The organism is Raineyella sp. W15-4 (genome assembly GCF_033170155.1).
Taxonomy (GTDB): Bacteria; Actinomycetota; Actinomycetes; order Propionibacteriales; family Propionibacteriaceae; genus Raineyella.
The window spans coordinates 3,005,617-3,026,337 of sequence record NZ_CP137079.1 but is presented as its reverse complement, the minus strand read 5'-3'; the positions used below and the strand labels follow the sequence as shown (position 1 = coordinate 3,026,337).

19 protein-coding genes are annotated in these 20,721 nt (G+C 70.3%); 16 read left to right on the top strand and 3 right to left on the bottom strand.

Annotated elements, in window-relative coordinates:
* Positions 1-46: 46 nt before the first annotated feature.
* From R0145_RS14180 to R0145_RS14145, 8 genes are all read left to right on the top strand, one after another.
* Positions 47-1,633 carry a lipopolysaccharide biosynthesis protein gene (locus R0145_RS14180; protein ID WP_317837514.1) on the top strand — a complete coding sequence of 529 codons (1,587 nt, stop codon included), beginning with the start codon at positions 47-49 and terminating at the stop codon, positions 1,631-1,633.
* A gap of 81 nt (positions 1,634-1,714) precedes the next feature.
* Positions 1,715-2,713, top strand: a complete 999-nt coding sequence (gene rfbB / locus R0145_RS14175) for a dTDP-glucose 4,6-dehydratase (RefSeq protein ID WP_317837513.1) — start codon at positions 1,715-1,717, stop codon at positions 2,711-2,713.
* A gap of 22 nt (positions 2,714-2,735) precedes the next feature.
* On the top strand, positions 2,736-4,136 hold the full coding sequence (locus R0145_RS14170) for a bifunctional dTDP-4-dehydrorhamnose 3,5-epimerase family protein/NAD(P)-dependent oxidoreductase (RefSeq protein WP_317837512.1): 1,401 nt from the start codon (positions 2,736-2,738) through the stop codon (positions 4,134-4,136).
* Positions 4,136-4,699, top strand: coding sequence for a hypothetical protein (locus R0145_RS14165; protein WP_317837511.1), 564 nt, complete (start codon positions 4,136-4,138; stop codon positions 4,697-4,699). Before R0145_RS14170 ends, R0145_RS14165 begins: the two co-directional genes overlap by 1 nt.
* A gap of 77 nt (positions 4,700-4,776) precedes the next feature.
* Positions 4,777-5,649, top strand: a complete 873-nt coding sequence (gene rfbA, locus R0145_RS14160; RefSeq protein ID WP_317837510.1) for a glucose-1-phosphate thymidylyltransferase RfbA — start codon at positions 4,777-4,779, stop codon at positions 5,647-5,649.
* A 69-nt stretch (positions 5,650-5,718) separates the two neighbouring features.
* On the top strand, positions 5,719-6,075 hold the full coding sequence (locus tag R0145_RS14155) for an RNA-binding S4 domain-containing protein (RefSeq protein WP_317837509.1): 357 nt from the start codon (positions 5,719-5,721) through the stop codon (positions 6,073-6,075).
* 93 nt (positions 6,076-6,168) lie between these two features.
* Entirely contained in the window at positions 6,169-7,140 is a 972-nt protein-coding gene (locus tag R0145_RS14150; RefSeq protein ID WP_317837508.1) for an acyltransferase, read from the top strand.
* 13 nt (positions 7,141-7,153) lie between these two features.
* Entirely contained in the window at positions 7,154-8,380 is a 1,227-nt protein-coding gene (locus R0145_RS14145) for a glycosyltransferase 87 family protein (protein ID WP_317837507.1), read from the top strand.
* Positions 8,381-8,404: 24 nt separating this feature from the next.
* Here R0145_RS14145 and R0145_RS14140 read toward each other — a convergent pair whose 3' ends face one another.
* From R0145_RS14140 to R0145_RS14130, 3 genes are all read right to left on the bottom strand, one after another.
* Positions 8,405-8,677: a hypothetical protein gene (locus R0145_RS14140; RefSeq protein WP_317837505.1), complete on the bottom strand. Its 273-nt coding sequence runs from the start codon at positions 8,675-8,677 to the stop codon at positions 8,405-8,407.
* A gap of 22 nt (positions 8,678-8,699) precedes the next feature.
* Positions 8,700-9,200, bottom strand: a complete 501-nt coding sequence (locus R0145_RS14135; RefSeq protein WP_317837504.1) for a hypothetical protein — start codon at positions 9,198-9,200, stop codon at positions 8,700-8,702.
* A 252-nt stretch (positions 9,201-9,452) separates the two neighbouring features.
* Entirely contained in the window at positions 9,453-9,884 is a 432-nt protein-coding gene (locus tag R0145_RS14130) for an Hsp20/alpha crystallin family protein (protein ID WP_317837503.1), read from the bottom strand.
* Between the two features lie 358 nt (positions 9,885-10,242).
* Between R0145_RS14130 and topA the strand changes: the two genes are divergently transcribed.
* From topA to R0145_RS14090, 8 genes are all read left to right on the top strand, one after another.
* The gene (gene topA, locus R0145_RS14125; RefSeq protein WP_317840257.1) at positions 10,243-13,011 is read left to right on the top strand and encodes a type I DNA topoisomerase; all 2,769 of its coding nucleotides are present in this window, start codon (positions 10,243-10,245) and stop codon (positions 13,009-13,011) included.
* An 87-nt stretch (positions 13,012-13,098) separates the two neighbouring features.
* Entirely contained in the window at positions 13,099-14,604 is a 1,506-nt protein-coding gene (locus tag R0145_RS14120) for a hypothetical protein (protein ID WP_317837502.1), read from the top strand.
* Positions 14,597-15,250, top strand: coding sequence for a dTMP kinase (gene tmk / locus R0145_RS14115; RefSeq protein WP_317837501.1), 654 nt, complete (start codon positions 14,597-14,599; stop codon positions 15,248-15,250). Before R0145_RS14120 ends, tmk begins: the two co-directional genes overlap by 8 nt.
* Positions 15,247-16,434 carry a DNA polymerase III subunit delta' gene (locus R0145_RS14110; RefSeq protein WP_317837500.1) on the top strand — a complete coding sequence of 396 codons (1,188 nt, stop codon included), beginning with the start codon at positions 15,247-15,249 and terminating at the stop codon, positions 16,432-16,434. The genes tmk and R0145_RS14110 overlap by 4 nt, the downstream gene beginning before the upstream one ends.
* Before the next feature lie 112 nt (positions 16,435-16,546).
* Positions 16,547-17,593: a DoxX family membrane protein gene (locus tag R0145_RS14105; RefSeq protein WP_317837499.1), complete on the top strand. Its 1,047-nt coding sequence runs from the start codon at positions 16,547-16,549 to the stop codon at positions 17,591-17,593.
* A gap of 66 nt (positions 17,594-17,659) precedes the next feature.
* Positions 17,660-18,499, top strand: a complete 840-nt coding sequence (locus R0145_RS14100) for a regulatory iron-sulfur-containing complex subunit RicT (protein ID WP_317837498.1) — start codon at positions 17,660-17,662, stop codon at positions 18,497-18,499.
* Positions 18,500-18,730: 231 nt separating this feature from the next.
* Complete coding sequence (locus R0145_RS14095; RefSeq protein WP_317837497.1) at positions 18,731-19,330, top strand: hypothetical protein; 600 nt, start codon at positions 18,731-18,733, stop codon at positions 19,328-19,330.
* Positions 19,327-20,679, top strand: a complete 1,353-nt coding sequence (locus R0145_RS14090) for an IS256 family transposase (RefSeq protein WP_411742036.1) — start codon at positions 19,327-19,329, stop codon at positions 20,677-20,679. The genes R0145_RS14095 and R0145_RS14090 overlap by 4 nt, the downstream gene beginning before the upstream one ends.
* Positions 20,680-20,721: the final 42 nt, after the last annotated feature.

Sequence of the window (20,721 nt, the reverse complement as noted above, 5' to 3'; positions counted from 1 at the left end):
ATACCGTCGTTTTCCCCTCACTCCTGGAAGATCCAGAGGTTCGTACGTGCCCGATGCCCAGCTCCCGACCAGCGACCCGCGCCGCGGGCTGGACCGCGGTGAACTGCAGGAGCGGGCGATCAGGGGTGCGCTGTGGACGCTCGTCCACACGGTGACCGGGGTGGGCCTCGGGTTCTTGGTCAACATTCTGTTGGCGCGGCGGCTGGGCGTGGTCGATTTCGGTCGGTTGGCGTATCTGACCACTGTGATGGGCATCTTCAATGTGATCGTGAGCCTGGGCGTCGATACCGGGGTCATTCAGTTCGGCGCCAAGGCCCACGCGCGGGGGGAGCCCGCCGCAGTCCGGGACCTGATGTCGAAAGCGCAAGGCTTCCGCCTCCTGGTCTTCGCGCCCTTGATGACTGTGGGAGTCATCGCGATCGTCCGGGTGGACTGGGTGATGCTGGTCCTGGCGATCATCTTCGGGGTCTGGGTGCCAGCCGCTCTGGGGGGTGCCCTCGATGCGCTCGTCATCGAGAACAAGACCGCCCGCGAGGCGCAGAACGCGATGCTCATCAACCTGCTGACCCAAGCCGGGGTGGTGGCAGCAGCGCTCTGGATCGGGACGGCAGATTCCGTCTGGGCCGTCCGGACGGTGGTGGCCGCGGTCAGTGTGGCGTCTGCCATCCCCTTCATCAGCAGGGTGTATCGCGGCGCGGTGTTCCGTCCGCGGCTGCCCCGACATCTCCCGCCGGGGTTCTGGCGCTTCGCACTGCCGGCAGGGGCGGCCGAAGTGATCGGCAGCCTGGTACAGGATCGTACCCAGGTGGTGATTCTCACCTGGATGCACCAGGCGTCTGCCGCCGGTATCTTCGCCCTCGCCTTCGGACTGTCCATCCATCTGTTCAGCCCGGCGCAGGCGCTGGTGGGGCCGTTGACCCCTGCCGTGTCGGGCCTGCGTGAGGTGGACGAATCGGCGGTCGGGCGGGCTCTCGGTCGTACGGTCCGGGCATCCGCCACCGCGGTCGGGCTGCTGCTCGGCGCGGCCATGCCGGCCTTCGCCCTGCTCGTGCCACTGATCTACGGAGCCGACTACGTGACGGCGCAGCCCATCCTGCTGGCGTTGGGCATCAGCGGCGGGCTGACTGTGCTCACCGCACCGGTGCTGGCCTTCGTCAAGGCTCGGCTGCAGGGCCAACGCCTGCTGTGGGTGAACGTGGTGGCCGTTGTCGTCAGCGTAGGGCTGGCCGTGGTGCTCATCCCCATCCTCGGGATCTGGGGGGCGGTGGCCGGGAATATCGGTGGAGTGGTGATCGGATTGGTCCTGCTACTGGGTGGGGAACTCAGAACCCTCTCCTATCCCGCATCCCAGGCGCTACGGGATATCGTCCCGCTGCTGATCGGCGGATTGGTGAGCTGGACTGCCTGGGTACCGGTAGGGCTGTTGGGCGTCGATCTGATGAGTCCGTACGCCGTGGTCGCCGCCGTGGTCGCGGGGGCGACCGGGCTGTTCCTGGTGCTCGGATTGATGTGGGTGACGCGGACCGGGATGACGCGTGCAGACGGAGAGGCCATCAGCCGCGCGTTGCCAACACGGCTGGCCAGCGGGGTGGGCCCGCTGTTCCGGCTGGTGTGTCGCCGCATCGAGGCCTGACGCGAAGATCTCCCGAGTTCGTGGCTCTACGGGAACGGGCGCGGCGCGATGGATGCCCTCCGCTCGGGTAGCGTTCGGGCCGTGACGAGCTTTCTGGTGACGGGGGGCGCGGGGTTCATCGGTTCGAACTTCGTGCGGCAGGTGGTGGCGACGACGGATCACCGGGTGACGGTGGTGGATGCGTTGACGTACGCGGGGAATCGTGACTCGTTGGCGGGGTTGCCGGCCGACCGGGTGCGGTTTGTCCGGGGGGATGTCGCCGACGCCGATCTGATGGATGAGCTGGTGGCCGACGCCGAGGTGGTGGTCCATTTCGCCGCGGAGTCGCACAATGACAATTCGCTGCGGGATCCGTCGCCGTTCATCCGGACGAATCTGGTCGGGACGTTCACGCTGTTGGAGGCGTGCCGGCGACATGATGTGCGGTTGCACCACATTTCGACTGATGAGGTGTACGGGGATCTGGAGTTGGATGATCCGGGGAAGTTCACTCCGGAGACGGCGTATCGGCCGTCGAGTCCGTATTCGGCGTCGAAGGCGGGGTCGGATCATCTGGTGAGGGCGTGGGTGCGGTCCTTCGGGGTCGCGGCGACGCTGAGCAATTGCTCGAACAACTACGGGCCGTACCAGCATGTGGAGAAGTTCATCCCGCGCCAGATCACCAATATTCTCGACGGCGGCCGGCCGAAGCTGTACGGGGCGGGGGCGAACGTACGGGACTGGATCCATGTCGAGGATCACAATGCGGCGGTGCTGGCGATCATCGAGCGGGGCCGGATCGGGGAGACCTATCTGATCGGTGCCGACGGGGAGAAGGACAACAGGACCGTCATCGAGACGATCCTGCGGTTGATGGGCCGGCCCGAGGACGGGTATGACCGGGTGGCCGACCGGTCGGGCCATGACCTGCGGTATGCGATCGACGCGAGCAAGCTGCGCGACGAGCTCGGGTGGACCCCGCGGTACCGCAATTTCGAGGCGGGGTTGGCGGCGACGGTCGACTGGTATCGGAACAACGAGGCGTGGTGGCGCCCGCAGAAGGCGGCGGTCGAGGCCGCCTACGCCACCCGCGGGCAATGACCGGCCGATCGAGGGGACTGTGATGGGGGAGTTGGGCATCCGGCAGACGGCGATCCCGGGACTGCTGGTGATCGACCTGCAGGTCCACGGCGACGCCCGGGGCTGGTTCAAGGAGAACTGGCAGCGGGAGAAGATGGTCGCTCTGGGACTCCCGGACTTCGGGCCGGTGCAGAACAACATGTCGTTCAACCCTCAGGTCGGGGTGACCCGTGGGATCCACGCCGAGCCCTGGGACAAGCTCGTGTCGGTCGCGACCGGGCGGGCGTTCGGGGCCTGGGTGGACCTGCGCGAGGGTGCCTCCTTCGGCACGGTCGCCACGGTCGAGCTGGCCCCCGACACCGCGGTGTTCGTGCCGCGTGGGGTGGCGAACTCCTACCAGACCCTCGAGCCGGCGACTGCCTACTCCTACCTGGTCAACGACCACTGGAGCCCGCAGGCCCGCGCCTCCTACACCTACGTCAACCTCGCCGACCCGCAGCTGGCCATCGGGTGGCCGATCCCGCTGGCCGACGCCGAGATCTCCGCCGCCGACCGGCAGCACCCGCTGCTGGCCGACGTGGTGGCGATGCCGTCGCGGCGGACGTTGGTCCTCGGTGCGAACGGCCAGCTCGGCCGGGCGCTGGCCGCGGCCCTGCCGGGGGCGGAGGCGTGGGGCCGGGACCGGTTCGACATCACCGACCCCGCCGCCTACGAGGCGGTGCGCTGGCAGGACTACGACACGGTGATCAACGCCGCCGCCTACACCAAGGTCGACGCCGCCGAGACGCCGGCGGGCCGGCGGGCTGCCTGGGCCGCGAACGTCATCGCGGTCGGCCGGCTGGCCCGCCTCGCCACCGAACACCGACTGACCCTGGTGCACGTCTCCTCGGACTACGTCTTCGACGGCACCGCGCAGTGGCACGACGAGGACGAGCCGCCGGCCCCGTTGGGGGTGTACGGGCAGACCAAGGCCGCCGGTGACGCCCTGGTCGGGACCGTGCCGCGGCACTACCTGGTCCGGACCAGCTGGGTGATCGGTGACGGGCCGAACTTCGTCGCGACGATGGCCGGGCTGGCCGCCAGGGGGATCACCCCCAACGTGGTCGACGACCAGGACGGCCGGCTGACCTTCACCGACGACCTGGCCGCCGGCATCGTCCACCTGCTCACCTCCCGGCCGCCGTACGGCAGCTACCACCTGACCGGTGACGGGCCGGTGCAGTCCTGGGCCGACATCGCCGCCGACGTCTACGCACTGTGCGGGCGGGCCCGGACCGACGTCACCCCGGTCAGCACCGCCAGCTACACCGCCGGCAAGCAGACCGCCCCCCGTCCATGCCACAGCGCCCTCACCCTCGACAAGATCAAGGCCACCGGATTCACCCCGAGGCCGACCGCCGAGTCGCTGCGGGCCTACCTGACCGATCTCGCCCGGGTGGACTGATGGCCTCGCGCGGGTCCCGGCGGCACGGCGGTGTGGTGACCGCCGGCGCCGGACTCGCCCTGGTGGTGGCCTGGCTCGCCCTGTGCATCCGGTTCGTCGCCCACCCACGGATCGACCCGGTGGAGCACGTCGACGCGATGTACGTCATCGGCCCGGTCGAGACACGCTGGCCCGAGGCCCTGGCCCGGGGCGACGAGGGGGTGGCTCCGGTGGTCCTGGCGACCAGGTCGATCGACCGGACCACCGGCGAGGCCTTCTTCCCGCCGGACTGCGGTGAACAACGTAACGGCTACGTCGTGACCTGCGTCACCCCTGACCCGTACACCACGCGGGGGGAGGCCCGGCTGCTGGCCGAGCAGGTGCGCGAGCACGGCTGGACCCACGTGGCGGTCTTCACCAGCACCGCGCACGCGGCGCGGGCCCGGATGCTGATGGAGCGCTGTGTGCCGGCCCGGGTGAGCGTGTGGGACTACCCCCGGGAGCGCACGATCGGCGGCTGGCTGTGGGACTTCGCCTACCAGTCCGGGGCATGGCTGAAGGCCCAGTTCCTGCGCGGGTGTTGAGACCTCACGGAGGCACCGCGTCCTGCCGTACGGTGGCCGCTTTGGTCGCTGTGAACCGGGTGTGAGAAGGTCGAATCATGCGTGGCATCATCCTGGCGGGGGGCTCAGGGACGCGGCTCCACCCCATCACCCGAGGTATCAGCAAGCAGCTCGTGCCGGTCTATGACAAGCCGATGATCTACTACCCGCTCTCGGCGCTGATCTTCGCCGGGATCCGGGACATCCTGGTGATCACCACCCCGCACGAGGCCTCGGCGTTCCAACGGCTGCTCGGCGACGGCGCCCAGTACGGTGTGGCGATCAGCTATGCCCAGCAGCCCGAACCGAAGGGACTGGCCCAGGCGTTCACCATCGGAGCGGACTTCATCGCCGGCGACCGGGTCTCCTTGGTGCTCGGCGACAACATCTTCTACGGCCCCGGTCTGGGCACCCGGCTGCAGCGCTTCGGTGACCTGGACGGCGCGGCGGTCTTCGCCTACTGGGTGGCCGACCCGACCGCCTACGGGGTGGTGGAGTTCGACGCCGACGGCCGGGCCCTGTCGATCGAGGAGAAACCCGCCGCGCCGAAGTCCAACTACGCCGTGCCGGGCCTCTACTTCTACGACAACCAGGTCGTCGAGATCGCCCGCTCGCTACAGCCCTCGGCCCGCGGGGAGTACGAGATCTCCGATGTGAACCGCCGTTACCTGGAGCAGGGCACCTTGCAGGTCGAGGTGCTGCCCCGGGGCACCGCCTGGCTCGACACCGGCACCTTCGACTCGCTGCTCGACGCGTCCAACTACGTCCACACCCTGCAGAAGCGCCAGGGACTCCAGGTCGGCTGCCCCGAGGAAGCCGCCTGGCGGATGGGCTTCCTCACCGACGACGACCTGCACACCCGCGCCCTCGGACTGTGCAAATCCGGCTACGGCGACTACCTGCTCGACCTGCTCCACCGCAGCAGACACTGACCCCCGGACCGGGGCCGGCGGGCGCTACGATGGCTCGATCACCCGGAAGCCGGACGAGAGGAGCCGCCCATGGCCCGTGTCGACTCCTGGCTGTGGGCCGTCCGCATCTACAAGACCCGCACCATGGCCGGTGATGCCTGCAAGGGCGGCCATGTCCGCGTCAACGGCCGACCGGCCAAACCCGCCCAGGACGTGAAACCGGGTGACCGGGTGGTGGTCCGCAGTCCCGGCTGGGACCGCGAGTTCGAGGTGGTCGACCCGATCACCAAGCGGGTCGGCGCCGCGATCGCGGCGAAGGCGTACGTCGACCATTCTCCGGAGCGGCCGGCCTACCTCTCGGCCGCGGTGGCCCGGCGGGACCGCGGCACCGGCCGGCCGACCAAGAAGGAGCGCCGCGAGATCGACGCTCTGCGCGGTCGTCACTGACCCATGGGCGCCGCAAGCGCGGCATCGGCATCCTGCGGTCGTACCGAGACGTCTGCTGCGCAGACCACGCCTGCTGTGTAAACTCACCGGACCATGGAATGCGGAGAGGCCCGAACGCGGCAGACCTGGATGGATCTGCTGCGGGGGACCGCGATGGTTCTGGTGGTCCTGCTGCATGCCGCACTTGACGCCGGCGGGCCGGACGGGCAGGCTTTCGACGCCTTTCTGCGGCCGTTCCGGATGCCGATCCTGATGGCCCTGTCGGGCTTGCTGCTGCAGCACTCCCTGAGCAAGGGGCTCCGCACGTATGCCGTCGGCAAACTCGGTGGCATCGTCTGGCCGTGGGCACTGTGGATGGCCGTGATGGTGGTGATCCTCACTCAGCAGGCCCGCCAGGACCCGGTGGCGTTCCTGACCATCGGCACGAACCTGTGGTTCCTCCAGGCACTGGCCTGCGCCTACGCCCTGGCCTGGGTCCTCCGCCCGGTTCCGCCGGCTTTCGTGGCCGTGGGCCTGCTGCTCGTCGCTGCCCCGATGCAGGACCGGGTCAGCGCGATCGGCACGTACGCGTGGTACGGCGCGTTCTTCTTCATGGGGGCGGCCCTGCGGCCGGTGCTCGACCGGTGGATCCGGGTCCGCTTCGGGTGGCCGTTGGCACTGGGTGTCCTCGCGGTCGCCGGCGGGCTGTCCCAGGTGCCCCGCGGCCTCTATGTGCCCTACCGCCTCGAGGACGCGGCCGTGTCGCTGGCCGGGATCCTGGCCGCGATCTGGCTGGCCGTACGGGTGCCCAGGGTGGCGCCGGTCCGCGCGGTGGAGTGGATCGGCCGGAACTCGATGGTCACCTACCTCGTCCACACCGCCCTGATGGAGCCGGTGGCCGGAGCGATCCTGCGCCGCCGGCTGGGTGACGCTCCCTCGATGCTGCTGAGCTTCGTCCTGGTGATGTCCGGTTGCCTCGTGATGACCGCGATCCGGCCCTGGACCGGCTGGCTCTACCAGCTGCCCCTGTCGACGTGGGCATCCGCCCGAGTTCGGGCGACCGCCGGCCCGTCCGGCGCCGGATGACAGGATGGGAGCCGTGGAAGGACTCGGACGCACCCGTCGCGACAGGATCACCAGACTCGGACAGCTCGCCCTGCCACTGACGGCAGGGGCCGTGTCCTGGCTGGTGCCGCTGGCCTTCACCACCGGCTTCGGCGGGGCGATGTCCGACTTCGACATCTACCTCGGCGGCGCTCGGTCGATCTTCACCCACGCCCAGATGTACGCCGACGGCCCCAACCAGTTCGTCTACCCGCCGATCGCCGCGATCCTGTTCCTGCCGTTCCTGCTCGGGCCGGCGCTGCTGTGGAAGATCCTCTGGGCCTTCGCCTCCTGGGCCGCCTTGATGGCGGTGGTGCACCGGCTCGGCCTGCGCGGATGGGCCGGCAGCGTCGCCGCGGCCGTGGCGATCGGCACCGCCACACCGGTCACCATGGCCACCCGGCTGGGCCAGATCGAGATCCTGCTCACCTGCCTGGTGATCCTCGATCTGGTGCCGGGCTCCCGGCCGTCCGGCCGCCGGGTGATCCCGCTGCCGGCCGGCTGGCTGGTCGGCCTGGTCACCGCGATCAAGCTCACCCCGGCGTTGTTCATCGTCCATCTGCTGCTCACCCGCCGGTGGCGGGCCGCGCTGACCGCCACGGTCACCGCAGCAGGGCTGACCCTGATCGGCTTCGCGCTGCTGCCCGGGGACTCGGTGTTCTACTGGGGCCGACTGGCGACCACCGGGTCGGTCGGTTTCGCCTCCGACCCGATCTACCTGGACAACCAGTCCGTCCGCGGGGCGATCCTGCGCCTGTTCAAGCTCGGCCCCGCCGCCGGTCCGGTCGCCCTGGCGCTGGCCGGGGTGTGCATCGCGATCGGCCTGTTCGCCGCCCGTCGGCTGTCCCGCCGGGGTCTGGAGGGGGCGGCGGTGGTGCTGGTCGGTCTCGCCACCGCGCTGGCCTCGCCGGTGTCCTGGACCCACCATTTCGTCTGGATCGTGCCGCTGGCCGTCATCCTGCTCACCCATCGCACCGGCCGACTGGTGGCGGTCAGCGGGACGCTACTGGTGGTCTGGCTGTGGCTGGCACCGTACGGTGCGCTGCCGGCCGGCGGCATGAAGGAGCTGGACTACACCGCCGGGGAGATCCTGCTCAGCGGCGTCACCCCGGTGCTGGGGCTGGTTCTGCTGGTCGGCGCCCTGATGACCGATGTCGGCGGCACAGTTCGGCGTACGGAGTCCACCCGGCCCGAGACCAAGCCGGCCTCGACGCGCTCCTAGGGCACCAGTGAGGTCCAACTCGGATCAGGGGCACCCGGCCGAGCGCAGCAGCGTGCCGCCAGGGATCGGCACCCTGCCGAACCCGATGGACTCGAGGTCGTGGGGCGTGTCGTAGAAGTTGTAGAACGACGGTGCTTCGTCACCGAGCCAGACGACCTGGACACAGACGGTCTTCTGCTGCGTCGCGAGCCGTCCCAGTTCATCGGTGGTCTGCGTGCTGGCGTAGAGGTGGACCCTAGGGGAGTCCTGGATCGGGCGATCGCAGTGGTAGGCGAGTCGCGAACTGTCATTGCTCATGGTGACGTCGGCTGCGGGCAGGTCACAGGAGACGGCATCCGATCACGAAGAACGCTGACGAGGTCCTGACGAGGACGGATGCGCCGGCTGCCAGACCCGCGAGCGCGACCATCCACAGCGGTGCCGGATCGTCCCGGATGGCCCCCAGGAACGCCCACGCGCAGAGAGCCAGCGCGAGGGGCTCCGACATGGCCCAGCCTGCTGTGCCCTGGATCACCGGGCTGAGACTGAAGAGGGCAACGACCAGCGGGGACACCCACCACCGCGGAGCGCTTCGTCGCGTGACAAGTCCGACAGCGACAGCCAACGCGAACAGGGCAAGCGCGTTCACCACCACCGCTGCTGCCATCACGCCACCGGGCACGACTGCGTCCGCCGCCGCCACCGCTGCGGGGAAGCCGGGCGGAAACATGGTCAGCGGCCGGCCGTCCGTGCCGATGAAGCCGCTGCCCCGGAGGAGCTGTCGGGCCGAGTACAGGTACTCGGCGGCATCGGGTTCGAGCGCCAGCGATCCGGCGGTCACGTACAGCCCCACCGTGCGCGTGGGGCCGAGGAGTGCGGCGAGAAGGATCCAGAGGAACGGTCGTCGGACCATGACGCTAGCCTCACAGGCCTGGGTTTCCGTTGTGAGATGATCCCGCACTGCGGGAAACCCGACTCCGTGCGTCACGCTCCCGGCCCGGGGACCCGGGCACGGCCGCGCCGTCTGCCGGTCGGACCGGCAGACGGCGCGAAAGTGGGCCGCGAGTGGGCCAGGGGTGGGACGCCCGGCGGGTCAGGCCTCCGGCTCGACGGTGCCGGGGATCTCCTCCGCCTTGTGCGCGACGGTGATCTTGCGCGGTTTGGCGGCCTCGGCCACCGGGATCGTCAGGATCAGCACGCCGTCGGTGTACTCGGCGTCGATGCTCTCGGCGGCGACCCCCTTGCCCAGGGTCAGCTGCCGGGCGAACGTGCCGACCGGGCGCTCCCGGGTGAGCCACTGGACGCCGTCGCCGGCCTGCGGCTTGCGCTCGGCGCGGATGGTCAGGGTGGAGTCGTCGAGGTCGACGTCGATGGTGGCCGGGTCGACGCCCGGCAGGTCGATCTTGACGAAGTAGTTGTCGCCCTCGCGGAACAGGTCCATCGGCATCGCGGTCGACGCGGGCGTACGCAACGCCTGGGTGAACAGCTGATCGACGTCGCGGAAGGGATCGAAGGTCCGAGCCATGATCGTGCATCTCCTACGGCAGTAGAACGAAACCTGGACGACCGCCGCCTGCCTGCGGCCGCCGTCGTGGGATAGAACGCCTCGCCAGCGGGCGGCTATTCCAGGATTCCGCAAGAGTTGAGTCGGGTACGCTCAATCTTGTGTGATCTCGCCGACACCCCGGCCGAGGACGACGGATCACCCCGTCGGGTGCGTTCCGCCACACCGGGTGGTGCTGGAGCCGTGGGCTATGGTGTGCCACGTCGCTGGACACAGTCTTGTCACCGGGCCGATCTGGGCAATGATGACGCGCGTCCGGCCGGATCCGGGACAGGCCGGAGGCGAGACAGGGGAGAGGTGAACTGTGGCGGGTCAGGAACTGGGGCACAGCCTGGTGATCGTGGAATCACCGACCAAGGCCACCAAGATCCAGGGATACCTAGGGCCGGGCTATGTCGTGGAATCCAGCCGTGGCCACATCCGTGACCTGCCCACCGGAGCCGCCGAGGTCCCGGCCAAGTACAAGGGTGAGAAGTGGGCCCGGACCGGCGTCGACATCGAGGGCGGCTTCACCCCGCTCTACGTCGTCGCGGCCGACAAGAAGGCCACTCTGCGCGGCCTGAAGGAAGCGCTCAAGGGCGCCAAGGACGTCTACCTCGCCACCGACGGTGACCGCGAGGGGGAGGCGATCGCCTGGCACCTGCAGCAGGAGCTCAAGCCGCGGGTGCCAGTCCGCCGGATGGTCTTCCACGAGATCACCGAGGACGCGATCAAGGACGCCGTCTCCCACCCGCGCGACATCGACACCGACCTGGTCGACGCCCAGGAGACCCGCCGCATCCTCGACCGGCTGTACGGCTACGAGGTCTCCCCGGTGCTGTGGAAGAAGGTCATGCCGCGGCTGTCCGCCGGCCGGGTGCAGTCGGTGGCGACCCGGCTGGTGGTCGACCGGGAACGGGAGCGGATCGCCTTCACCGCTGCCGGCTACTGGGATCTCGAGGCCACCCTGGACGCGGGTGAGGGCGCCGAACCGCAGCGGTTCCCGGCCCGGCTCACCGCGGTCGACGGCCTGCGGGTCGCCCAGGGCCGCGACTTCGATGCGCACGGCCGGCTGCAGAGCAAGGAACGCCTGGCCCACCTCGACGAAGCCAGGGCCCGGGGGCTGGCGGCCGGCCTGGACTCGACCCCGATGCGGGTCGCCTCGGTCGAGGCCAAACCGTACGTCCGGCACCCGTACGCCCCGTTCCGGACCACCACCCTGCAGCAGGAGGCCGGCCGCAAGCTCGGCTTCACCTCGCAGCGGACCATGTCGGTCGCCCAGGAGCTCTACGAGGCCGGCTACATCACCTACATGCGTACCGACTCCGTCGAGCTGTCCGGTGAGGCGATCCGTGCCGCCCGTGCCCAGGCCACCCGGCTCTACGGGCCGGACTACGTGCCGGCGAAGCCGCGGGTCTACACCTCCAAGGTGAAGAACGCCCAGGAGGCCCATGAGGCCATCCGGCCGGCCGGGTCGACCTTCCGCGCGCCGCGGGAGACCGGGCTGTCCGGCGACCAGTTCCGCCTCTACGAGCTGATCTGGATGCGGACGGTCGCCTCCCAGATGACCGACGCCCGCGGCGAGTCGGTGGCGATCACGCTGACCGTCACCGCCGCCGGCGGCGAGGACTGCACCTTCGTGGCCCGCGGCCGGACGATCATCTTCCCCGGCTTCCTGCGGGCGTACGTCGAATCCGTCGACGACGGGATGGCCGACGACTCGCAGCGCCGGCTGCCGCAGTTGACCGAGGGCCGCACGGTCGACGTCGCCGCGATCGAGGCACAGGGCCACGAGACCAAGCCCCCGGCCCGCTACACCGAGCCGTCGCTGGTCGCGAAGCTGGAGGAGCTGGAGATCGGCCGGCCGTCGACGTACGCCTCGATCATCCGCACCATCACCAGCCGCGACTACGTGTTCAAGAAGGGCACCGCACTGGTGCCGACCTGGCTTGCGTTCGCGGTGACCCGGCTGCTGGAGGAGCACTTCGCCAAGCTGGTCGACTACGACTTCACCGCGGAGATGGAGCAGGATCTGGACAAGATCGCCAACGGCGAGGCCGGCCGCCTGGACGTGCTCAGCGCCTTCTACTGGGGGGCCTCCGAGGGCCCGGACACCCTCGACCACGCCGGCCTGCACGACCTGGTCAACCAGCTCGGCGACATCGACGCCCGGGCGCTGTCGACCTTCCCGATCGGCGACATGGACTCCGGCATCGTCGTCCGCGTCGGCCGCTACGGCACGTACGTGGAGGAGGTCGCCACCGAGAAGCGGGCCAACGTCGCCGACGACCTGCCGCCGGACGAGCTGACCGTCGAGGTCGCCCGTGACCTGCTGTCGCGGCCGATGGGGGAGGAGCGGGCGCTGGGGCTGGACACCGGCTCCGGTCTGCCGATCGTCGCGCGGGCCGGTCGGTTCGGGCCGTACGTCACCGAGGTGCTGCCGGAGGACGCCGCCAAGGGGGCCAAGCCGCGGACCGCCTCGCTGTTCGCCTCGATGGACCTGCAGACCGTCACCCTCGACGACGCGCTCCGGCTGCTGTCGCTGCCGCGGACGGTCGGGACGGCCGAGGACGGCACGCCGATCACCGCGCAGAACGGCCGCTACGGCCCGTACCTCAAGAAGGGCACCGATTCCCGGTCGCTGACCTCGGAGGACCAGCTCTTCACCATCACGCTGCCCGAGGCCGAGGCGATCTACGCCCAGCCCAAGCAGCGCGGCCGGGCTGCGGCGAAGCCGCCGCTGAAGGAGCTGGGGCCCGACCCCGTCTCCGGCAAGCCGATGGTGGTCAAGGACGGGCGGTTCGGGCCGTATGTCACCGACGGGGAGACCAACGCCACTCTGCGCCGGACCGACGCGCTGGAGTCGCTGACCGCCGAGCGCGGCGCCGAGCTCCTCGCCGAGAAGCGGGCCAAGGGCCCGTCGACGCGGAAGACCGCGGCGAAGAAGACCACCGCGGCGAAGAAGGCCACGACGAAGTCAGCGGCCAAGAAGACGACTGCGAAGAAGGCGGCGGCGAAGAAGTCCACCACGACGGCCCGGAAGACGACCGCGACCGCGGCGACGAAGAAGACCACGACACGGCCCGCCGGTGACCCGGCGGGCGACTGAAGCCGAGGTCCCGATGGTCCCGGGCGGCCGCTGGAACGGGCGTCACCGGGTGGGTCGTGGATGCAGTGCCGGAGCGGCGGTGCAATAATGGACGATCCCCTTCCGAGCCAGAAAGGCAGCACCGTGCGCCGCTACGAGATGCGTGACCTGGCCGCCGCGCCCCGCTTCGCGAACCCCGATCTCGATCTGGGCAATCCCGCGATGGTCAGTACCAAGCCCGCCGTGTGTGACCTGACCGTGCTCGACACCGCTGATCGCCGGCTGTTGCGGGCCGGGATCGTGCTCGCCCACCGGTCGACCGACGGTGTCGGGGAGTGGCTGATGGCGGCGCCCGCCTGGGCTCCCCAGCTGCCCGCCGAGTACGTCGAGCAGATGACCTCCGGTGAGGTGCCGGAGCGGATCCGGATCCTCCTCGCGCCGATCCTGCGGCAGGCGCCGCTCGCCCCGGTCGGCACCCAGCACCGCACCCGGACCACCTACCTGATCCGCACCTCGGCGCGGGAGCCGCTCGGCTCGGTGATCGACGACGTCTTCACCGTCCGCCGCGACGGCACCCTGGTCACCCGCTACCGCGAGGTGGACGTCGACACCGGTGCCATGTCGCGCGACCAGCTGGACTGGCTCGACGACGCGTTGCACAGCGTCGAGGCGGTCCGGGTGGAACGTCACCTGTCCCTGCCGGCCCGGTTCCGGGTGCTGATCGAGGAGCCGGCCGGCGAGGATCCCGACGCGGTCCGGCCGGTCGCCCCGGTGTCCGGCGGGTCGGTGGGCACCGACGCGTCGATGGCGGAGATCGTCGGGCACTTCGTCGGTGAGGAGGCCCACCAGGTGCTGCTCGCCGACCTGAACGTACGCTCCGGGCGCACCCGCAAGGTGCAACCGCTGGTCCGCGGCCTGCGGACCTTCGCCGCCGAACTCCCGGTGCTCGCCCCGGTGCTGCCGGTGGGACAGCTCGACGACCTGGTGGCCGCGCTCGGCGCGGCCGCCGACCGGCTGGACGGCGCCTTCGGCGTCGACCAGCAGACGCTGCTCAACGGTGACGACTACCTGGGCATCTACGAGCGGATCGATGCCCTGCGGACGCCTCCGCTGGCCGACGGCATCGGCCTGCGCCCCGCCCGCGAGGAGATCGGGCAGATGGTCGAGGCCGCCACCCAGCTGATGCTGCTGTCCGGTGAGGCCGCCCCGCACGCCGCCGACGACTCCGGCTGGCACGCCGCCGCGGTCGCCGCCGACCGGCTGGTGGCGACCGCCGAACTCGCCTCGCTGCTGGCCCCCAAGCAGGCCAAGCGGCTCCGCGAACGGGCCCGTGACCTCTACGACGAGCTGGTCGGCTGCGACAACGAGGAACTCGAGGCGCTGCGTTCCTCGTTGGAGGGGGCGTCGGTCGAGGAGGCGTTCGGCATCGGCCGGCAGTACGCCGACCTGGCCGAGAGCCGGTCGGTGGCCCGCGCCGACTTCGTCGAGCACTGGGACAAGGGCGGACGCAAGCTCCGGCGGGCCGGCCTGGAGTTGCTGACCCGGCTGGGGATCGCCGGACCGGAGGACACCGCGGAGGCCCCGCGGCAGGAGGATCCGGCCACCGATGAGTGAGCGCCGTGGCCTGTTCATCGTCTTCGAGGGCGGCGACGGGGTGGGCAAGACCACCCAGGGCGCGCTGTTGGCCCGGCACCTGACCGACCTCGGGCACGAGGTGGTGATGACCCGTGAGCCGGGCGACACGCCGGCCGGTGCGGTGATCCGCCGGCTGCTGCTGGACCCGGCGACGGGCGATCTCGATCCTCGCGCCGAGGCCCTGCTCTACGCGGCGGACAAGGCCCAGCACCTCGCCGAGGTGGTCCGGCCCGCCCTCGCCCGGGGCGCCATGGTGGTGTGTGACCGCTACCTCGACTCGATGCTCGCCTACCAGGGGGCCGGCCGGGTGCTCGAGATGACCGAACTCGCCGGGATCGCGACCTGGGCGACGTCCGGGCTGCGCCCCGACCTGACCGTGCTGCTCGACCTCGACCCGGGCGAGGCGGTCGGCCGGATCGTCGACAAGGACCGGCTGGAGGGCGCGGGCGACGACTTCCACCGCCGGGTCCGCGAGCAGTTCCTCGGGCTCGCCGAAGCCGCCCCCGGCCGTTATCTGGTGCTGCCGGCTCGCGATGACCGGGCGGCCATCGCGGCGCGGGTCGCGGCCGCGGTCGATGCCCTGCTCACCCGGATGTCTGCGGAACACGGCACACTGGCCCCGTGAACAGGACCACCGGCCGCACCACACCCGCGGCCGACCGAGGGGTGTGGGCCGAACTGGTCGGCCAGTCGGCCGCGGTCGAGGTGCTGCGCCTTGCCGTCACGGGGGCTGCCCACGCGATGACCCACGCCTGGCTGATCACCGGCCCGCCCGGCTCGGGACGGTCCAATGCGGCGCGCGCCTTCGCGGCGGCCCTGCAGTGCCCCGACGGCGGCTGCGGTGCCTGCAAGGCCTGTCGTACGGCACTGTCCGGCGCCCACCCGGACGTCACACTGATCAGCACCGAGAAGCTGAGCATCGGCGTCAAGGAGGTGCGTGAGTACGCCCGCCGGTCGATGATGGCGCCCACCGTGGGGCACTGGCAGGTGGTGATCGTCGAGGACGCCGACCGGATCACCGAAGCGGGCGCCAACGCCCTGCTGAAGAGCGTGGAGGAGCCCGCCCCGGCGACCGTGTGGATCCTCTGCGCTCCCACCCCCGACGACGTCATCCCCACCATCCGGTCCCGGACCCGCGGCCTGACCCTGACCACCCCGAGGGTGCGTGACGTCGCCACGCTGCTGGAACGGCGGGACGGGGTCGATCCCGCCACCGCCGACGCCGCTGCCCGGGCAGCCCAGGGCCACATCGGCCGGGCCCGGCATCTCGCCCGCGACGATGCGGCCCGGCAGCGTCGCCGCGAGGTGCTCCGGATCCCCAGCCAGCTCGGCAGCATCGGCGCCTGCCTCCGTGCCGCGGCGACCCTCGTGTCGGCCGCCCAGACCGAGGCGACCGACCAGACCGCGGCGGTCGAGGCCGCGGAGCGGGCCGAGCTCGAGCAGGCGCTCGGTGTGGGCACCCGCGGCGCGCGGCCCCGCAACACGGCCGCCGCCCTCAAGGAGCTCGAGGACGAGCAGAAGCTGCGGGTCAAGCGGCTGCAACGCGACGCCATCGACCGCGCCCTGACCGAGCTCACCACTTGGTATCGCGACGTGCTGAGCGTGCAGCTGGGCACCGGTGCCGAGCTGGTCAACGTGGAGCTGGCCGACGCGGTCACCGCGGAGGCGTCCCGTGCCACCCCGGATCGTACGATCGCCCGGATCGACGCGATCCTGGCCTGTCGGGAGGCACTCGCCGGGAACGTCGCCCCGCAGCTCGCGGTGGAATCGATGCTGGTCGGCCTCGGCGCCGGCGAGCCGCTGGACTGATCGGTCCCCGGGCCGGTGCGTGCCGGCGACACTCCCGGTGTGCTCCCGGCTTGCGGGCCGGTCAGCGACCAGAATGAACCCTGAGTGTTCCCCGACCCTGAGGACGTGAGCCGTGACTACTCGTGACTTCGACGAGGTCGACGACGCCGGTGCCGACGTCGACCGTCCCGAGGCGTTCGGTACCGGTGATGAGAACGAGCCGACGGTGACCCGGATCTCCCGTGCCGACCTGCGCCGCTACACCGAACAGGTGGGCGGCGAACCGGACTCCCAGGCCACCCCCCGGGAACCCCCGACGGTGCCCGGCACCGTCTCCACCGACCGCCCCGATGCGGCGACCGTGGTCTTCGGCGGGGCCGGTGACGAGGCGCCCTCCGTACGGGCCGCCGCGGCGTCCGAGCCGGCCGATGATGACGAGGTCACGCCGACCAGCGTCCTGATTCCGCCGCTGGTGACCGGTCGGCTGGCGGAGCGGCCGGCTCCGGTGCCGCCGGCGACGGCGGTGCTGGACCCGATGGCGGCCGATCCGTGGACCGCGGCGCCGGGTCCTGCCGGACGGCCCGGTGAGGTGGCGGACGCCGCCGTCCCCGACGAGGCCACTCTGTTGGCAGAGCGCCGGGCGGACCGCGATCGGGCGCTCGGCAAGCGCCGTCCCCAGCCGACTCCGGCGGCGGTCCCCGAGCCGCCGTCGACGAAGCTCGGCCGGACCACCGACCGTTTCCCGGTGGCCCTCAGCATGTTTCTGCTGCGGCTGGCGGTGGCGGCGATCCTCGGTGTTCGCGGCGCCCAGCAGTTGATGGACATCCCCGGGACGATCGCCCTGTTCGCCGGCACCGCGCTGCCGTACCCGGAGATCTTCGCCTGGGCGACCGCGTCGGCCTCCGTGCTGATCGCCGTCGCGCTCGTCTTCGGTCTTGCCACCCGGATCGCCGGACTGGGCACGATGCTGATCGGCGTCGGCGCGCTCGTCTTCGTGTACTGGTGGAAGAGTCCCTTCGAGGCGGGTGTGGCCGGTTTCCACGGGGAGACCGAGCTGCTGCTCGCCGTGCTGGGCCTGTTCCTCCTGTTCGCCGGCGGTGGCAGCTGGGGGATCGACGCGGCGGTCCGCAAGGGACGGTTGCAGCGCAAGGCGGACAGGTACAACGCCGAGCTGATCTGAGGCCCGCGGGCCGTTCGATGATCCCCGAGGACGGTGCCCGTGTCGTGGCGGCGTTAGGCTTGCTGCGTGCAGCAGGTGATGGCGGTCACGTTCGAGAAGCACGGTCAGCTCCACTACGTGGATCCGGCCGGACACCGGGTGTCCGTCGGGGACTACGTGATGGTGCCGACCGACGAGGGGCCGGAGGTGGCCCAGTGCGTCTGGGCGCCGGAAGGCATCCGGCAGGGCGACTTCGGTGAACTCCCGGCCTGCCTAGGGCCGGCCACGGACGCCGACCTCGCCCGCGACAAGGCGAACCGCAGGTTCCGGGCGCAGGCCCGCATCGTCGTCAACCGCCTCGTCCGTGAGCAGGCATTGCCGATGAAGGTGGTCGGGATCGACTACCTCGACCGATCCGCGGAGTTCGACCGTCAGGTGGTGGTCTACTTCACTGCGCCCCACCGGGTCGACTTCCGCCAACTCGTCCGGGATCTGGCCAAGACCCTCCAGGCCCGCATCGACCTGCGCCAGATCGGTGCCCGCGACGCGACCCGGGTCACCGGTGGCATCGGCAACTGCGGCCGGGACTTGTGCTGCTCGACCCACCTCAGCCGCTTCGAGCCGGTCGGCATCCGCCTCGCCAAGGACCAGGACCTGCCGTCCAACCCGCTGCGCGTACAGGGCGCCTGCGGCAGGCTGATGTGCTGCCTCAAGTACGAGCACCCCCTCTATCAGGACTTCATCAAGAAGGCCCCGAAGATCGGCTCCCGGGTCCGGACGCCCGACGGTGAGGGCCGGGTGATCGGCCACTCCGTGCCGTCGGAATCCGTGGTGGTGCGGGTGGATGGCACCGGTGAGGTGGCCCGGTGCCCGCAGGCCGACGTCTGCCCGGCCCGGCGCACGTACGACTCGCGAGGGAAGGACTGAGGCGCCGGCTCGACTGGGGCGTATGGCTCAGCTTGGGGTGGGCTGGGTCTGCCAACGGCAGGGTGGTGTTCTTCTGTACGGGACTATTGGGCTGACCTATGGATGCGGTCGACCATGGCTGACCCGCTGACCTCTACGGGATCCCTTGGAGCACGTGAGGTCCCGTGACGCCCGGGTGGTTTCGGCCACGCGTTCGATTGATTGTCTGACCCTTGGTCTAGCGTTGGGGTCATGGATGAGGACACGAGTCCCGTGTTGCCGGGTTTGCCGGGGCTGCCTGACGGGCCGGACTTCTTCCGGCCGGCGCCGGCCCGGCCGGTCGCCGATGGTGCGCCGTTGTTGGTCGATGGGCTGATGGTCACCCTCACCGGCCAGAACGGTGAGGAAGGGGACCCGGTGGCGGTGACCGCCGGGTATGGTCTGCCGGAGGATCCGGCTGATCATCTCGCCCAGCTGGTCGAGGTGGAGGCGTTGGCCCGGTTCGCCGAGATCCGCCGCCTGGCCCTGGTCGCCGACCTGGTCGAGGCGGCCGGCCCGGTCGACCGGGAACGACTCGTTTCCTTGGGGGGTGAGGGGACCCCGGTGGTGCCGGAGTTCCTCCACCTGGAGGTCGGCGGGGCGCTGGAGTTGGCGCCGGATCGGGCGAGGCTGCTGATCTCCGATGCGGTGGATCTGAAATGGCGCCACCCCCGACTGTGGAACCAGATGATCCACGGCCGGCTCCCGGTCTGGCGCGCCGTCCAGGTCGCCCGCCGCTGCCACCACCTGCCGAGGGTGTCAGATGGTTTGTGTGAGGGAGGGTGCCCTCGTCTGAAGGAGACGACACTATGACTATGGCTATTAGCCCGGAACGTGCTGAGCGGCGTCGGGCTCAGAAGGAGCTCGCTGACCAGTTGAAGGCGTCCGGGGCGATGGATGAGATCTTCGCCAAGATCGATGCTGGTGAGCCGTTGACCGGTGAGGGTGGCCTGTTGGGCAGCATGCTGAAGGCCACCTTGGAGCGGGGCTTGGAGGTCGAGCTGACCGACCACCTGGGCTACGAACGTGGGGACCCGGCGGCGGCGATGTTCGACAACTCCCGCAACGGCACCAGCTCCAAGACCGTGACGACCGAGGTCGGAGACATCGAGTTGGCCGTGCCGCGGGACCGGCAGGGCTCGTTCACCCCGATGCTGGTCGCGAAGGGCCAGCGCCGCCTGGACGGCATCGATGGGATGATCATCAGCTTGTACGCCGGCGGGATGACGATCCGTGACATCCAGCACCACCTGGCCTCGACGCTGGGTACCGAGTTGTCGCACGAGACGATCAGCAAGATCACCGATCAGATCGCCGAGGAAGTCCTGGCCTGGCAAACCCGGCCGCTGGAAGCGTTGTACCCGGTGATCTACCTCGACGCGATCGTGGTGAAGGTCCGCGACGGCGGGCACGTGCGGAACAAGGCCGCTCACATCGCGGTCGGCGTCGACCTCGATGGCGTCAAGCACGTCCTGGGGATCTGGGTCCAAACCACCGAAGGGGCGAAGTTCTGGGCGTCGGTGTGCGCCGAGCTCGCCAACCGCGGGGTGCGTGACGTGCTGATCGTGTGCTGCGACGGGCTGACCGGGTTCCCCGACGCGATCGCGGCAACCTGGCCGTACGCGACCGTGCAAACCTGCGTGGTGCACCTCATCCGCGCGTCGATGCGGTTCGTCGCCTACGGCGACCGCAAAGCCGTTGCCGCAGCGTTGAAGCCGATCTACACCGCCGCGAACGACGACGCCGCGCTGGAAGCCCTGGCCGCGTTCGAGGACAGCAGCCTGGGCCGTAAGTACCCGGCGACCGTGAAGACGTTCACCGACGCGTGGGAACGGTTCACACCGTTCCTGGCGTTCCCGCCCGAACTGCGCCGGGTCATCTACACCACGAACGCGATCGAGTCGCTGAACTACCAGCTCCGCAAGGTCACCAAGAACCGCGGACACTTCCCCAACGACGCCGCCGTGGTCAAGCTGCTCTGGCTGGCGATCTGCAACATCGAGGACAAACGCGCCCGCGACCGCGCCAAAGAGAAAGGCCTACCCGCCGGCAGGCGCAAAGCATCCGGCAGGCTCGTCGAAGGCCAGATCGTCACCAACTGGAAAGCCGCCCTCGGCCAACTCGCCATCGCCTACCCCGACCGCATCAACCCCTACCTGTAACCACCAATCGGAAACCGCCTTACACAAACAACTTGACAAGCT